The sequence below is a fragment of the Lactobacillus rodentium genome, assembly GCF_003423665.1.
GTDB classification, from domain to species: domain Bacteria; phylum Bacillota; class Bacilli; order Lactobacillales; family Lactobacillaceae; genus Lactobacillus; species Lactobacillus rodentium.
This window is the reverse complement of sequence record NZ_BFBY01000001.1, coordinates 118,161-132,497: the sequence shown is the minus strand read 5'-3', so window position 1 is coordinate 132,497 and position 14,337 is coordinate 118,161. Positions and strand designations below refer to the sequence as shown.

20 protein-coding genes are annotated in these 14,337 nt (G+C 38.1%); 1 reads left to right on the top strand and 19 read right to left on the bottom strand.

Annotation, left to right across the window (positions count from 1 at the left end):
• Positions 1–16: 16 nt before the first annotated feature.
• The 18 genes from LrDSM24759_RS00655 to rpsL all read right to left on the bottom strand — a co-directional run bounded on the left by LrDSM24759_RS00655 (position 17) and on the right by rpsL (position 9,761).
• Positions 17–202 carry a type Z 30S ribosomal protein S14 gene (locus tag LrDSM24759_RS00655; protein ID WP_006729422.1) on the bottom strand — a complete coding sequence of 62 codons (186 nt, stop codon included), beginning with the start codon at positions 200–202 and terminating at the stop codon, positions 17–19.
• Positions 203–219: 17 nt separating this feature from the next.
• On the bottom strand, positions 220–762 hold the full coding sequence (gene rplE / locus LrDSM24759_RS00650) for a 50S ribosomal protein L5 (RefSeq protein ID WP_117117446.1): 543 nt from the start codon (positions 760–762) through the stop codon (positions 220–222).
• A 15-nt stretch (positions 763–777) separates the two neighbouring features.
• On the bottom strand, positions 778–1,026 hold the full coding sequence (rplX, locus tag LrDSM24759_RS00645) for a 50S ribosomal protein L24 (protein ID WP_117117444.1): 249 nt from the start codon (positions 1,024–1,026) through the stop codon (positions 778–780).
• Between the two features lie 21 nt (positions 1,027–1,047).
• Positions 1,048–1,416 carry a 50S ribosomal protein L14 gene (gene rplN / locus LrDSM24759_RS00640; protein WP_117117442.1) on the bottom strand — a complete coding sequence of 123 codons (369 nt, stop codon included), beginning with the start codon at positions 1,414–1,416 and terminating at the stop codon, positions 1,048–1,050.
• A gap of 33 nt (positions 1,417–1,449) precedes the next feature.
• Positions 1,450–1,716, bottom strand: coding sequence for a 30S ribosomal protein S17 (gene rpsQ / locus LrDSM24759_RS00635; protein WP_117117440.1), 267 nt, complete (start codon positions 1,714–1,716; stop codon positions 1,450–1,452).
• 21 nt (positions 1,717–1,737) lie between these two features.
• The gene (rpmC, locus tag LrDSM24759_RS00630; protein WP_117117438.1) at positions 1,738–1,935 is read right to left on the bottom strand and encodes a 50S ribosomal protein L29; all 198 of its coding nucleotides are present in this window, start codon (positions 1,933–1,935) and stop codon (positions 1,738–1,740) included.
• On the bottom strand, positions 1,925–2,362 hold the full coding sequence (gene rplP, locus LrDSM24759_RS00625; RefSeq protein ID WP_117117436.1) for a 50S ribosomal protein L16: 438 nt from the start codon (positions 2,360–2,362) through the stop codon (positions 1,925–1,927). The genes rpmC and rplP overlap by 11 nt, the downstream gene beginning before the upstream one ends.
• Positions 2,363–2,364: 2 nt before the next feature.
• The gene (gene rpsC, locus LrDSM24759_RS00620) at positions 2,365–3,039 is read right to left on the bottom strand and encodes a 30S ribosomal protein S3 (RefSeq protein WP_117117435.1); all 675 of its coding nucleotides are present in this window, start codon (positions 3,037–3,039) and stop codon (positions 2,365–2,367) included.
• A 14-nt stretch (positions 3,040–3,053) separates the two neighbouring features.
• Positions 3,054–3,407, bottom strand: a complete 354-nt coding sequence (gene rplV, locus LrDSM24759_RS00615) for a 50S ribosomal protein L22 (protein ID WP_117117433.1) — start codon at positions 3,405–3,407, stop codon at positions 3,054–3,056.
• A gap of 17 nt (positions 3,408–3,424) precedes the next feature.
• Positions 3,425–3,706, bottom strand: a complete 282-nt coding sequence (rpsS, locus tag LrDSM24759_RS00610) for a 30S ribosomal protein S19 (protein WP_117117431.1) — start codon at positions 3,704–3,706, stop codon at positions 3,425–3,427.
• A 28-nt stretch (positions 3,707–3,734) separates the two neighbouring features.
• Entirely contained in the window at positions 3,735–4,568 is an 834-nt protein-coding gene (rplB, locus tag LrDSM24759_RS00605; RefSeq protein ID WP_117117429.1) for a 50S ribosomal protein L2, read from the bottom strand.
• 19 nt (positions 4,569–4,587) lie between these two features.
• Entirely contained in the window at positions 4,588–4,881 is a 294-nt protein-coding gene (gene rplW / locus LrDSM24759_RS00600) for a 50S ribosomal protein L23 (protein WP_117117427.1), read from the bottom strand.
• On the bottom strand, positions 4,881–5,498 hold the full coding sequence (rplD, locus tag LrDSM24759_RS00595; protein WP_117117425.1) for a 50S ribosomal protein L4: 618 nt from the start codon (positions 5,496–5,498) through the stop codon (positions 4,881–4,883). Before rplD ends, rplW begins: the two co-directional genes overlap by 1 nt.
• Positions 5,499–5,512: 14 nt before the next feature.
• The gene (rplC, locus tag LrDSM24759_RS00590; protein WP_117117422.1) at positions 5,513–6,142 is read right to left on the bottom strand and encodes a 50S ribosomal protein L3; all 630 of its coding nucleotides are present in this window, start codon (positions 6,140–6,142) and stop codon (positions 5,513–5,515) included.
• 29 nt (positions 6,143–6,171) lie between these two features.
• The gene (gene rpsJ, locus LrDSM24759_RS00585) at positions 6,172–6,480 is read right to left on the bottom strand and encodes a 30S ribosomal protein S10 (protein WP_008469934.1); all 309 of its coding nucleotides are present in this window, start codon (positions 6,478–6,480) and stop codon (positions 6,172–6,174) included.
• 260 nt (positions 6,481–6,740) lie between these two features.
• Positions 6,741–8,837 (bottom strand): elongation factor G, encoded by a 2,097-nt coding sequence (gene fusA / locus LrDSM24759_RS00580; RefSeq protein WP_117117420.1) that lies wholly within the window; start codon positions 8,835–8,837, stop codon positions 6,741–6,743.
• Between the two features lie 30 nt (positions 8,838–8,867).
• Positions 8,868–9,338, bottom strand: a complete 471-nt coding sequence (gene rpsG, locus LrDSM24759_RS00575; protein WP_117117419.1) for a 30S ribosomal protein S7 — start codon at positions 9,336–9,338, stop codon at positions 8,868–8,870.
• A 15-nt stretch (positions 9,339–9,353) separates the two neighbouring features.
• Entirely contained in the window at positions 9,354–9,761 is a 408-nt protein-coding gene (rpsL, locus tag LrDSM24759_RS00570; protein ID WP_117117417.1) for a 30S ribosomal protein S12, read from the bottom strand.
• Positions 9,762–9,925: 164 nt separating this feature from the next.
• Here rpsL and LrDSM24759_RS00565 point away from each other — a divergent pair, with 164 nt between their 5' ends.
• Positions 9,926–10,591, top strand: a complete 666-nt coding sequence (locus LrDSM24759_RS00565; protein WP_117117415.1) for a prepilin peptidase — start codon at positions 9,926–9,928, stop codon at positions 10,589–10,591.
• A gap of 65 nt (positions 10,592–10,656) precedes the next feature.
• Here LrDSM24759_RS00565 and rpoC read toward each other — a convergent pair whose 3' ends face one another.
• Positions 10,657–14,328, bottom strand: a complete 3,672-nt coding sequence (gene rpoC, locus LrDSM24759_RS00560) for a DNA-directed RNA polymerase subunit beta' (protein WP_117117413.1) — start codon at positions 14,326–14,328, stop codon at positions 10,657–10,659.
• Positions 14,329–14,337: the final 9 nt, after the last annotated feature.

The following is a 14,337-nucleotide window of genomic DNA, read 5'->3' as shown; positions in this document are numbered from 1 at the left end:
GCCTCCTTATCGTTAATTACCAACTTGCCTTTTTAAGACCAGGAATTTGACCCTTGTGTGCTAAGTCTTTTAAGCAAATACGACATAACTTAAACTTGCGATATACAGAGTGTGGACGTCCACATCTTTCACAACGAGTGTATTCACGTGATGAGAACTTAGCAGGACGATGATTTCTGACGATTTGTGATGTTTTAGCCATTAATTGTCCTCCAATAATTATTTAGTAAAAGGCATACCAAAATCTGTAAGAAGTTCACGAGCTTCTTCATCAGTATTGGCAGTAGTTACAATAACAACGTCCAAACCTCTAACGCGGTTAACTTTATCATAATCAATTTCTGGGAAAATTAATTGTTCTTTGATACCTAAAGTGTAGTTTCCACGACCATCGAATGATCTTGAACTAATACCACGGAAGTCACGTACTCGAGGAAGAGAAACGTTGATCAATTTATCTAAGAAGTCATACATTCTATCTCCTCTAAGAGTAACCTTAGCACCGATAGACATACCTTCACGTAAACGGAAGTTAGCGATTGATTTCTTAGCCTTAGTAATCAATGGCTTTTGACCTGAGATAAGGGTTAATTCTTCAACTGCTTCATCAAGATTCTTGGCATTTGAAACAGCATCACCAACACCCATGTTTAAAACAATCTTATCAATCTTAGGAATTTCCATTACAGACTTGTAATCGAATTTTTCGCTTAATGCTGGAGCAATTTCTTTTGAATATTTTTCAGCTAATGAGTTTGCCATTTGTTATCCTCCCTCCTACTTCTTATCTTCTTTTTTATAACTTGCTTTAGAAATAACTTTTACATTTGAAGCGTGAATTGAACCTTCTTTTTCTACTACGCCACCATTAGCGTTAGTTTGTGAAGGTTTTTCATGCTTTTTAATAGTGTTAACACCTTTTACAACGACACGATTTTTCTTGGTATTTACAGAAAGAACAGTGCCTTCCTTACCTTTGTCTTTGCCGGCGATAACTTTTACTTTGTCACCTGTTTTAACAAACATCAGTGCACCTCCCTAAACTTTTTACAATACTTCAGGAGCAAGAGAAACGATCTTCATAAAATCGTTCTCACGCAGTTCACGAGCAACTGGCCCAAAAATACGAGTTCCACGAGGACTCTTGTCAGCATTAATAATTACTGCTGCGTTCTCATCAAACTTAATGTATGAACCATCTTCACGACGTGCACCTGATTTTGTTCTAACAATAACTGCCTTTACAACGTCACCTTTTTTGACAACGCCACCTGGTGTTGCTTGTTTAACAGTAGCTACGATAATATCACCAATATTACCAGTTTTACGCTTAGAACCACCTAAAACTTTGATAACTAGTAGTTCTCTTGCACCAGAGTTGTCAGCAACCTTTAAACGGCTTTCGTGTTGGATCACTAGTATATCCTCCCCTCAATAAAATCCGCGTTATTAAATTGACTTCTTAACGATTTCAGTAAGACGGTAACGCTTCGCATGTGATAATGGACGGGTTTCCATGATACGAACAGTATCGCCAAGTTTAGCTTCATTGTTTTCATCATGAGCGTAGTATTTCTTTGAATATTTAATACGCTTCTTGTAAACAGGGTGGTTCTTGTAAGTATCAACAACAACTGTGATAGTCTTGTCCATCTTGTCTGAAACAACGCGACCTTGGTATGTGTGACGACGATTTCTTTCGTTAGTTTCGCTCAAGTTTATTACTCCCTTCCACTATTAATCGTTACTCAATTCTTTTTCACTAAGAATTGTCTTAATTTTAGCAATGTTTTTGCGGACTTTCTTCAAGCGAGCGGTGTTTTCTAATTGACCAGTTGCTTGTTGGAAACGCAAGTTAAATAATTCTTCTTTATATTGCTTTTCTTTTTCTAACATTTGATCAGTGGTTAATGCTCTGATATCTTTAGCCTTCATTAGATTCGCCACCTACTTCCGAACTCTTCTTAACAAACTTAGTCTTAATTGGAAGCTTGTTAGATGCAAGTCTTAATGCTTCACGAGCAACGTTTTCTGGAACGCCACCAATTTCAAACATAATCTTGCCTCTCTTAACAACAGCTACCCAACCTGCTGGAGCACCTTTACCGGAACCCATACGTACACCAACACCTTTTGCAGTGTAGGACTTTTGTGGGAAGATTCTAATCCAAACCTTACCGCCACGCTTCATGTAACGTGTCATTGCAATACGAGCAGCTTCGATTTGTCTGTTGGTAATCCAGTGAGATTCAACAGCTTCTAAACCATATTCACCAAATGCAATAGTCTTGCCACCCTTGGCTTCACCACGCATCTTACCGCGGAATTCACGACGGTGTTTTACACGCTTAGGTACTAACACAATTAGTTTCCTCCCTTCGCTTTCTTAGAAGAAGCGGGCTTGTTCTTTTTACCTGGTAAAATTTCACCACGGTTAATCCAAACCTTAACACCAATTTGTCCGTAAGTAGTGTTTGCTTCTACCCATGCATAATCAATATCAGCTCTTAAAGTATGAAGAGGTACACTACCTTCAGTGTGCCATTCTCTTCTGGCCATATCTGCACCGTTTAAACGTCCTGCAGTTTGAACCTTAATACCTTTAGCACCTGAACGCATAGATCTTGAAGTTGCTTGACGAGTTGCACGTCTAAAAGCAATACGTGCTTCTAATTGACGAGCAATACTTTCACCAACTAATTTAGCATCTAAGTCAGGTTTCTTGATTTCAACAATATTAATGTGAACATTCTTCTTAGTTAAAGCATTTAATTGTTTTCTTAAAGCTTCAACTTCTTTACCACCTTTACCAATAACCATACCAGGCTTAGCAGTGTGGATTGAAATATTAATTCTATTTGCGGCACGTTCAATTTCAACAGTAGATACTGATGCATCTGCTAATTTATCTGAGATAAACTTTCTAATACGTAAATCTTCATTTAAAGTATCAGCATAATCTTTATCAGCGTACCACTTAGCTTCCCAATCGCGGTTAACTCCGAGACGGAAACCATTTGGGTTGATCTTTTGACCCATTAAATTTACCTCCCTTAATCGTTCATTTCAGAAACTACAACGACCACATGGCTGGTTCTCTTATTAATTGGAGAAGCCATACCCTTAGCACGTGGACGGAATCTCTTTAAAGTAGCACCTTCATTAACGTATGCTTCAGAGACATAGAGATTTGCGCTTTCAAGATCGTAGTTATGTTCTGCGTTAGCAATTGCTGACTTCAAAACTTTTTCAACGATTGGGGAAGCAGCTCTTGGAGTGAACTCCAAAATAGCTAATGCTTCAGCCACGCTCTTACCACGAATAAGGTCAACAACCAAACGGGCTTTTCTAGGAGCGATACGAACAGTTCTAGCTTCAGCTTTTGCTGAATTAATTTGTTCTGCCATTTATATGTTTCTCCTCTCTATTTGGTAGTAGTTGCCTTATCAGCAACTTTGTGGCCATGGAAAGTTCTAGTTGGTACAAATTCACCTAACTTGTGACCAACCATGTCTTCAGTAATGTAAACTGGCACATGTTTTCTACCATCGTAAACAGCTATTGTAAAACCAACAAATGAAGGGAAAATAGTTGAACGACGAGACCAGGTTTTAATTACTTGTTTCTTTTCAGAATCTTCTTGGGCTTCGATTTTCTTTAAAAGGCTTGCATCAGCAAATGGACCTTTTTTAATACTACGGCTCATTAATAAACCTCCTTTTGTTTAACTATTTTTATTTACCCTTACGGTGACGAATAATAAGTTTTTCGCTTCTTGCCTTAGAGTTTCTAGTCTTAATACCACGAGACTTCTTACCCCATGGAGTCATAGGTTGTGGACGCCCAACTGGTGCCTTACCTTCACCACCACCATGTGGGTGATCGTTAGGGTTCATTACGGAACCACGAGATTGTGGACGCTTGCCCAACCAACGACTACGACCAGCTTTACCAAGTTGAATTAATGAGTGTTGTTCATTACCAACTGAACCAATGGTTGCACGGCAAGTTGATAAAATACGGCGAACTTCACCACTTTGTAATCTTACTAAAGTGTATTTACCATCTTGACCAAGAACTTGAGCAACAGTTCCTGCACTTCTTACTAATTGTCCACCTTTTCCAGGTTTAAGTTCAATGTTGTGAATTTCAGTACCTGCAGGAATATCTGCTAATGGTAATGCATTACCAGGTTTAATATCTGCATCAGAACCAGATTCAACAACATCACCTACTTTTAAGCCCTTTGGCGCTAAGATGTAAGCTTTAATACCATCAGTGTAGTGAAGAAGTGCAATATTAGCAGTTCTATTTGGATCGTATTCGATTGCCTTTACAACTGCTTTTACATCATCTTTATTACGCTTGAAGTCAATAATACGGTACTTTTGTTTATGACCACCACCACGGTGTCTAACAGTAATATGACCGTATGAGTTACGACCTGCTTTATGGCTTTGTGATTCAAGTAAAGTCTTTTCAGGCTTACTCTTAGTGATTTCACTAAAGTCAGAAGAAGTCATATTACGTCTGCCGTTTGTGGTTGGCTTATATTTAATAATTGCCACTTGACTGACCTCCTATAATTTATTCTTCTTCATTATTGAAGATCTTAATATCATTAGAATCTTCAGTTAATGTTACGATTGCTTTTCTACGACGAGCAGTCTTACCAGTGTAACGGCCGACTCTCTTTTCTTTTCCACGAACGTTCATAATGTTTACTTTTTTAACTTTAACGTCAAAAATTTCTTCAATAGCATCACGAACTTGAGTCTTGGTAGCTGAAACAAGAACATCAAAAGTGTACTTCTTGTTATCCATTAAATCCATGGACTTTTCAGTAACTACGGGACGTAAAATAATATCACGTGCATCCATTATGCCAAAACCTCCTCAATTCTCTTGATAGCGTCTTGAGTTAGTAAAAGTTTATCGTAGTCAACTGCATCAACAATGTTTAAACCGTTAACTGGAACAACCTTAACCTTAGGTAGATTCTTACCAGATAATTGAACATTCTTATCATCAGAAACGATTAAAACTTTACCATCAACTTTAGCATTATCTAAGATAGCCTTAAGATCTTTGGTCTTAGGTGCTGATAAAGTAAGTTGATCAAGAACAATTAAATCGTTGTCAGCAACTTTTTGGGAAAGAACTGACTTCATAGCTAAACGACGAGCCTTACGAGGCATGTCCTTCTTGTATGAGCGAGGAGTTGGTCCGAATACAGTACCACCACCACGCCATTGTGGGGCTCTAATGGAACCTTGACGAGCACGACCAGTACCCTTTTGTCTCCAAGGCTTCTTACCACCACCACGAACAGCAGATCTATTCTTTACAGCAGAAGTACCTTGACGTTTGCCTGCTCTTTGTCTAATGATTGCATCAAATACAACACTTTCATTAGGTTCAACAGCGAAGACTTCTTCGTTTAAATCTACATTACCTGCAGATTTACCCTTTTGATCGATAACTTGCAAATTAGCCATTATAGTCCTCCTTCCTATTTAGCTGCCTTTACAGCAGACTTAACTTCAATTAATGAATTCTTAGCGCCAGGAACATTACCCTTAATTAAAAGAACATTCTTTTCTGGTACTACTTTTTCGATTACTAAATTTTGAACAGTTACTGTCTTGCCACCCATGTGACCAGGTAACTTTTTACCCTTAGGTACACGGTTAATAATTGAACCCATTGAACCTGGGATTCTGTGATATCTTGAACCGTGGGTTTCAGGACCTCTTGATTGGCCCCAACGCTTAATGTTACCTTGAGTACCATGACCCTTAGTAGTTCCAGTTACGTCAACAACGTCACCTTCACTAAATGTGTCCACAGTGATTTCTGAGCCGACTTCATAGTCCTTAAGCTCTACATTGCGGATTTCTCGAATGAAGCGCTTAGGTGAAGTCTTTGCTTTTGCAGCATGACCTTTGGCTGGCTTGTTACTCAATACTTCACGCATATCTTGGTAACCTACTTGAATTGCTTCGTAACCATCTGATTCGTTAGTTTTAACTTGTAAAACTACGTTAGGGGTTGCTTCAACAACAGTTACAGGAACCAAAACACCATTTTCAGTGAAGATTTGAGTCATGCCGACCTTTCTTCCTAAGATTCCTTTGGTCATGATTACACCTCCATAATATGTTTATAAAATTATAATTTAATCTCGATATCAACGCCGCTTGGTAAATCAAGCTTCATTAATGAATCAACAGTTTTTGGTGTTGGATTCAAAATGTCGATTAAACGCTTGTGCGTACGAATTTCAAATTGTTCACGTGAATCCTTGTTCTTGTGTGGTGAACGTAAAACAGTGAACAAAGTTCTTTCTGTAGGCAATGGAACTGGACCAGAAATTTCTGCACCAGTTCTTTGCGCAGTAGCTACGATTTTTGCAGCTGATTCATCGAGAATACCATGTTCGTAAGATTTTAATCTTATACGAATTTGTTGACTTGCCATCTAATAACCTCCTTCGTCTTCTTTAAAAGATGACTAGCTCAGCAAAAATTACCGACTCACCTCTGTGGCAATGCAGCCTGGTGTGCCGCAACCTTTTGCGTCAAAGCTTAACAATTTCGTGCATTGGACAGACTAATCCCATCAAAATGCACGTTTATTATTGTACTTCTACTTTCCTTATTTATCAAGGGCTTTCGGCAATAAAAAATATTTTTAAAGAAAAAAAGAAAGTAGAAAAAATTCTACTTTCTTTTTAATTATTAATCTTCAGCGTTTCCGCCACGTTTTTTAATAATTTCTTCTTGAATTGATTTAGGTGTTGGGCTGTAGTGATCAAATACCATAGTAAATGTACCACGTCCTTGAGTTGATGAACGCAAAGTAGTTGCGTAACCAAACATTTCTGAAAGTGGAACAAAGGCATTGATAATCTTAGCACCAGCTCTGTCTTCCATACCTTCCATAGTACCACGACGAGCAGTGATTGAACCCATAACATCACCAAGGTATTCTTCTGGAGTAGTTACTTGAACTTTCATAATAGGTTCAAGAACAACGGCACCAGCCTTACCTGCAGCATTCTTTAATGCAAGTGAAGCAGCAACCTTGAAGGCAGCTTCTGATGAGTCGACTTCGTGGTAACTACCATCGTAAAGCTTAGCCTTAACATCGATTAATGGGTAGCCTGCAAGAACACCATTCTTCATAGCTTCTTGTAAACCTTGGTCAACTGAAGGGATAAATTCACGAGGAACAACACCACCAACGATAGCATCTTCGAATTCGTAACCTTTACCTTCTTCGTTTGGAGTAAATTCAACCCAAACATCACCATATTGACCTTTACCACCAGATTGACGAACAAATTTACCTTGTGCCTTTGCAGGCTTAGTGAAGGTTTCACGGTAAGCAACTTGTGGTTCACCAATAGTTGCTTCAACGTTAAATTCACGCTTCATACGTTCAACCATGATATCTAAGTGTAATTCACCCATACCAGCAACTAAAGTTTGACCAGTTTCTGGGTTAGTTTCTGCACGGAAAGTTGGATCTTCTTCAGTAAGTTTTTGTAAAGCAACATCCATCTTATCACGGTCAGCCTTTGATTTAGGTTCAATAGATACTTGGATAACTGGATCTGGAATTTGAAGACTTTCCAAAATAAGTGGGTGATCTGGATCAGTTAATGAATCACCAGTAGTGGTGTTCTTCAAACCGATCGCACCAGCGATATCACCTGAGAAGACTTCAGGAATTTCACTTCTTGAGTTAGCGTGCATTTGAAGCAAACGACCAACACGTTCACGGTTATTCTTGGATGCGTTTAATACGTATGAACCAGACATTAATGAACCAGTGTAAACACGAATGTAAGTTAAACGACCAACAAATGGGTCACTGGCAATCTTAAATGCTAAAGCAGCAAATGGTTTGTTGTCATCAGCCATAAGTTCAACTTCGTCACCAGTCTTAGGATCGTGAGCAACATAAGGTTTAACGTCAAGTGGTGATGGTAAGTAATCTACAACACCATCAAGCATCATTTGAACACCCTTGTTCTTAAATGCTGAACCAGCATATACTGGGAAGAATTCTAAGTTCAAAGTAGCCTTACGAATAGCTGCCTTTAATTCTTCATTAGAAATTTCTTCTCCACCAAGGTACTTGTCCATGATACTGTCATCGACATCAGCAACGGCTTCGATTAATTCATTACGACGTTTAGTTGCTTCTTCCTTGTATTCATCAGGAACTGGAATAGTTTCCCATTCTGATCCCATCTTATCTTCATCATAAACGTCGGCAACCATTTCGATTAAGTCGATAACACCTTCAAAGGTATCAGCAGAACCAATAGGCATTTGAACTGCATGAGCGTTAGCATTTAAACGTTCATGTAAAGACTTAACTGATTTATCAAAATCAGCACCAATCTTATCCATCTTGTTTACGAAAACGATACGAGGAACATCGTAAGTTTCAGCTTGACGCCAAACATTTTCAGTTTGTGGTTCAACACCAGCTTGAGCATCAAGAACAGCTACGGCACCATCTAAGACACGAAGTGAACGTTCTACTTCGATAGTAAAGTCAACGTGTCCCGGGGTATCAATAATGTTGATACGGTAGTCTTTCCATTGAGCAGTAGTAGCTGCTGAAGTAATAGTGATACCACGTTCCTTTTCTTCGTCCATCCAGTCCATTTGTGAATCACCTTCGTGAGTTTCACCAATCTTGTGGATTTTACCAGTATAGTACAAAATACGTTCAGTAGTTGTAGTCTTACCAGCATCGATGTGGGCCATGATACCAATGTTACGTGTCTTATCTAAAGAGAATTCACGTTTGTTAGCCATAAGATTATTTCTCCTTTTGTAAACTAACGATTAGAAGCGGTAGTGAGCAAATGCACGGTTGGCTTCTGCCATCTTGTGGACATCTTCACGTCTCTTAACTGCAGAACCGGTGTTATTTGCTGCGTCCATAATTTCGTTTGCAAGACGTTCGTCCATAGTGTGTTCATTACGTAAACGAGCGTATGAAACGATCCATCTTAAACCAAGAGTAGTTCTTCTTTCTGGACGAACTTCTACTGGAATTTGGTAGTTAGAACCACCAATACGGCGGGCTTTAACTTCCAAAACTGGCATTACATTATTCATAGCTTCTTCAAAAACTTCAACTGGATCTTTGCCAGTTTTGTCCTTAATAATATCAAATGAATCGTAAAGAATTGATGAAGCCTTTGCCTTCTTACCATCAATCATTAAGTGGTTAATTAACTTAGTAACCAACTTAGAGTTATATACTGGATCTGCTAAAACTTCTCTTTTAGCAACTTTACCTTTTCTAGGCATTCGTTATTCCTCCTCTTAGTCCTTCTTTGCACCGTATTTAGAACGAGATTGCTTTCTGCCATCTACACCTGCAGTATCCAAAGCACCACGAACAATGTGGTAACGAACACCAGGAAGGTCCTTTACACGACCACCACGAATTAATACAACAGAGTGTTCTTGTAAATTGTGTCCAATACCTGGAATATAAGCAGTAACTTCAACCATATTTGAAAGACGTACACGAGCGTACTTACGTAAAGCCGAGTTAGGCTTCTTAGGTGTCATAGTACCTACACGAGTAGCTACTCCACGCATTTGAGGAGCTGGGTTATAATTCATTTCTTTCTTCATGCTGTTGTAAGCATAGTTCAAAGCTGGTGACTTTGATTTAGTCGTCTTTGAGTGACGGCCTTTTCTAACCAATTGGTTAATAGTTGGCATTAAATTTTCCTCCTAATTTTGTTCACACATCCGGGAGTTTCTTTTTGACCTCACGGATATCATATTTATATGCACGAATGTTAGTTTACCGCGAATAAACATAAGCGTCAATATTAAGTAAACAAAATTATTATTTTTTTCGTAATAAATTTTGGAGGTATTATATGATGATATTTTTTAATTTTTTTATGGGTACAATTTTGGGATCTCATGCTCTTGTCGTTGTAGAACGTAATTATAACAAATCCTTCGTAAATTCTTTTTCTCGTTGTGATACATGTCACTATCCTTTAACTTTATTAGACCAAATTCCTATCTTTTCCTACTTGTTAAAGCGAGGTAAATGTTCACATTGTAAAGAACCAATTTCTCCTTTTATTTTTTTCATTGAATTACTCAGTGGTTTATACTTTTCCAAAATCTTTTTATTTTCTCAAACAGGTTTTTCGTCCGGTACGTTTCTATTTTTCTTTTTAGTATGTGCACTCTTTGATTATTACTTTTTAGAATTTGAAACTATTTTGTTACTTGTTCCTTTTACTATTTCTCTTACTGCTTCAGAGAGCAGTATTCATTTTTATTCTGCTGCCAACTGGTTACTTTTATTAATCTTAGTTTTATTAATGTTTTACATGAATCTAAAAGGAAAATTTGGTACTGGTGATACATTATTTTTTATTTTAATTTCTTTATATAAGGGACAGATTTTTGGACTGCATACCTTATTGTTATCATCAATTCTTTTTTTAATATTTTATTTTTTCAATCGACAAAAAGATCCCCTTCCATTCTTGCCCTTTATGCTCACAAGTTACGTTCTCCTCTACTAAGCCAAACAAAAAAACCGTCTCATACGAGACGGTTTTTTAACATAAAGTAATTTAAGCTAGATCAATTAATCTTTGCTGTCGTTGCTTTCAGCTGCTAATTTCTTTTCAATATCAGCAATTGAATATACTGAATCTTTCTTAGCATCCTTTAAATTTTCTTCAGGAACATCAACTTTTGGTTCCATTTCACGATATACTGCCATACCAGTACCTGCAGGAATAATCTTACCAATAATAACATTTTCCTTAAGTCCAAGAAGTGGATCCTCCTTACCTCTAATTGAGGCATCCGTAAGGATACGAGTTGTTTCTTGGAATGAAGCAGCTGATAAGAAACTGTTAGTTTCAAGGGCAGCCTTAGTAATACCAAGAATTACACTTTGGGCAGTTGCTGGAATACCACCAGAAATAATAACTTCCTTATTACGTTCCTTAAAGTCACCAATATCCATTAATTCGCCTGGTAAGAGATCAGTTTCACCAGGATCAAGGATACGAACTTTTTGTAACATTTGACGAGTAATTACTTCGGCATGCTTATCAGCAACTTCTACACCCTGCATTCTGTAGGCTTTTTGAATTTCATTCAAAATGTATTTTTCAGTAGTTAATGAATCACAGACACGAATTAATTCCTTAGGATCAACTGAACCAATTGTCAAACGGTCACCACGTTCAACATGATCACCTTCACTAACTGCTACAGATGCAGTATAAGGTACATCATAAGTACGAGTATCAGTTTGACCTTGAACAGTAATTTGACGTGAGTGTTCTGCTGGATCTTCTTCAATAGAAGTAACTTCACCACTAACTTCAGAAATTGTAGCGCGACCTTTAGGGTTACGTGCTTCGAACAATTCTTGAACACGAGGAAGACCTTGAGTAATATCTGCACCACCGGCAACCCCACCGTTGTGGAAGTTACGCATAGTAAGCTGGGTACCTGGTTCACCAATTGATTGAGCGGCAACAGTACCTACTGCTTCACCAACTTCAACATCTTCACCAGTAGCAAGGTTCATACCATAACACTTCTTACATACACCGTGTGGAGTGTTACAAGTGAAGACAGAACGGATAGTAACTTCAGTTACACCGGCATCTACAATCTTGTGAGCCATGTCTTCATCCATCATTACGTCAGCAGGGCAAATAACTTCTCCTGTTTGTGGATTTACAACGCTCTTCAAAGTGTAACGACCAACTAAACGATCAAAGAGTGGTTCGATCATTTCATCGCCTTCAGTAATTGCCTTAACTGTAATACCACGATCAGTACCACAATCTTCTTCACGAATAATTACGTCTTGAGCAACATCAACCAAACGACGAGTTAAGTAACCTGAGTTGGCAGTCTTCAAAGCAGTATCAGTCATTCCTTTACGAGCACCGTGAGTTGACATGAACATTTCTAGCACTGATAAACCTTCACGGAAGTTTGAAGTAACAGGAATTTCCATCATTCCTCCGTTAGGAGCGGCCATAAGTCCACGCATACCAGCTAACTGAGTAAAGTTTGAAATGTTACCACGAGCTCCAGAATCAGCCATGACTGTAATTGGATTACGTGGAGCGTGAATATCAGCAATTTCTGCTTGAACAGTATCTTTACAGCTATTCCAAATACTAATTACACGATCGTGTCTTTCTTCATCGGTAATCAAACCACGACGGTATTGCTTAGAAACAACATCAACCTTCTTACGTGCTTCAGCTACGATATCATCTTTATCAGTAATAGTAGGAATATCTTCAACACCAATAGTCAAACCTGAGTAAGTACATACGGTGAAACCTAATTCCTTAATATCATCAAGTAAATCTGAAGTTCTTTGCACTTTGTAAATCTTATAAATTTGAGCAATGATGTCAGATAAGAAGCCCTTCTTAAAGGCATCACCTAACTTCATATTATCCAATTTTTCATGAATATCTTCTCCAGGTTGTAAGAAGTAACGTTCATCAATTGGGTGAGTTAAGTTTTCTTGAGTTGGGTCATTAATGTAGAAGAAATCTTTTGGCAAGATTTGATTAAAGACCAACTTACCATAAGTAGTTACAAAGATATCGTGTTCGTGACCTTTTGGCCATGGCTTTTCAGGCATTGAGTCAGCTGCTAAACCAATACGAGTGTGGTAATGAATATCACCATTTGCATAAGCAATAGCTGCTTCTTCAGGTGAATCAAAAATCATACCTTCACCTTCACGTCCTCGTTCTGATTGAGTTAACCAATAATTACCTAAAACAATATCCTGTGATGGTGTTACAACTGGTTTACCATCTCTAGGTGCCAAAATGTGGTGAGCTGCAAGCATCAAAAGACGAGATTCAGCTACAGCTTCATCTGACAATGGTACGTGAATGGCCATCTGGTCACCATCAAAGTCGGCATTGTAAGCTTCACATGCTAATGGGTGAAGTCTAATAGATTTACCTGGTACAAGAACTGGTTCAAATGCTTGAATACCTAAACGGTGAAGAGTAGGTGCACGGTTCAAAAGAACTGGTCTTTCCTTGATTACATCTTCTAGGACATCCCAGACATCGTCATCTTCACGATCAATTTTACGAGTAGCGTTCTTAATATTTGATGCTAAACCACGTTTAACTAATTCGTTAATTACAAATGGCTTGAATAATTCAAGAGCCATTGGACGTGGAACACCACATTGATAGAACTTCAATTTAGGTGAAACATCAATAACTGAACGACCTGAGTAGTCAACACGTTTACCAAGTAAGTTTTGACGGAAACGACCTTGCTTACCTTTCAACATATGTGAAAGTGATTTAAGTGGACGGTTACCTGGTCCTACAACTGGACGACCACGACGACCGTTGTCAATTAAAGCATCAACTGCTTCTTGGAGCATTCTCTTTTCATTTTGAACAATAATACGAGGTGCGTTTAAGTCTAATAATCTCTTTAATCGATTATTTCTATTAATTACACGTCTATATAAATCATTCAAATCTGAAGTAGCAAAGCGTCCCCCATCAAGTTGGACCATTGGACGAAGATCAGGTGGAATAACTGGAATACAATCCATGATCATCCATTCTGGCTTGTTACCTGAAGTCTTAAATGCATCTAAAATGTCAAGACGTCTAATGGCTCTAGTTCTCTTTTGACCAGTAGCACTTTTTAGTTCTTCTTTTAGTGTCGCAACTTCTTTATCAATATCCACTCTTTCTAAGAGTTCTTTGATAGCTTCAGCACCCATTTTGGCTTCGAAGCGATCACCATATTTTGCCTTATAATCACGGTATTCAACTTCAGTTAAAAGTTGCTTATTTTCTAAATCAGTATCACCAGCATCAATAACAATGTATGCAGCAAAATAAATTACTTCTTCAAGTGAACGAGGTGATATATCTAAAACAAGTCCCATACGAGATGGAATACCTTTAAAGTACCAAATGTGTGATACGGGTGCGGCCAATTCAATATGACCCATTCTTTCTCTTCTAACTTTAGAAGAAGTAACTTCGACACCACAACGATCACAGACAATGCCACGATAACGAACGCCTTTGTATTTACCACAGGCACAAGCATAGTCTTTTGTTGGTCCAAAAATTCTTTCGTCAAAAAGACCATCTTTTTCTGGTTTCAAAGTACGATAGTTAATTGTTTCAGGTTTTTTAACTTCACCATAAGACCAACTTCTGATCTTATTAGGAGAAGCTAAACCAATTTGCATACTTTCAAACTTATTTACGTCAATCAAAGTTTAACC

Coding starts and splice junctions, on each gene's coding strand:
- rplE (WP_117117446.1), bottom strand. CDS start 762: ATGGCAAACTCATTAGCTGAAAAATATTCAAAAGAAATTGCTCCAGCA.
- rpsL (WP_117117417.1), bottom strand. CDS start 9,761: ATGCCAACTATTAACCAATTGGTTAGAAAAGGCCGTCACTCAAAGACG.
- rplW (WP_117117427.1), bottom strand. CDS start 4,881: ATGGATGCACGTGATATTATTTTACGTCCCGTAGTTACTGAAAAGTCC.
- rpsC (WP_117117435.1), bottom strand. CDS start 3,039: ATGGGTCAAAAGATCAACCCAAATGGTTTCCGTCTCGGAGTTAACCGC.
- rplV (WP_117117433.1), bottom strand. CDS start 3,407: ATGGCAGAACAAATTAATTCAGCAAAAGCTGAAGCTAGAACTGTTCGT.
- rplX (WP_117117444.1), bottom strand. CDS start 1,026: ATGTTTGTTAAAACAGGTGACAAAGTAAAAGTTATCGCCGGCAAAGAC.
- rplC (WP_117117422.1), bottom strand. CDS start 6,142: ATGACCAAAGGAATCTTAGGAAGAAAGGTCGGCATGACTCAAATCTTC.
- rpsG (WP_117117419.1), bottom strand. CDS start 9,338: ATGCCTAGAAAAGGTAAAGTTGCTAAAAGAGAAGTTTTAGCAGATCCA.
- rpsJ (WP_008469934.1), bottom strand. CDS start 6,480: ATGGCAAGTCAACAAATTCGTATAAGATTAAAATCTTACGAACATGGT.
- rplD (WP_117117425.1), bottom strand. CDS start 5,498: ATGGCTAATTTGCAAGTTATCGATCAAAAGGGTAAATCTGCAGGTAAT.
- rpsS (WP_117117431.1), bottom strand. CDS start 3,706: ATGAGCCGTAGTATTAAAAAAGGTCCATTTGCTGATGCAAGCCTTTTA.
- LrDSM24759_RS00565 (WP_117117415.1), top strand. CDS start 9,926: ATGATGATATTTTTTAATTTTTTTATGGGTACAATTTTGGGATCTCAT.
- rpmC (WP_117117438.1), bottom strand. CDS start 1,935: ATGAAGGCTAAAGATATCAGAGCATTAACCACTGATCAAATGTTAGAA.
- fusA (WP_117117420.1), bottom strand. CDS start 8,837: ATGGCTAACAAACGTGAATTCTCTTTAGATAAGACACGTAACATTGGT.
- LrDSM24759_RS00655 (WP_006729422.1), bottom strand. CDS start 202: ATGGCTAAAACATCACAAATCGTCAGAAATCATCGTCCTGCTAAGTTC.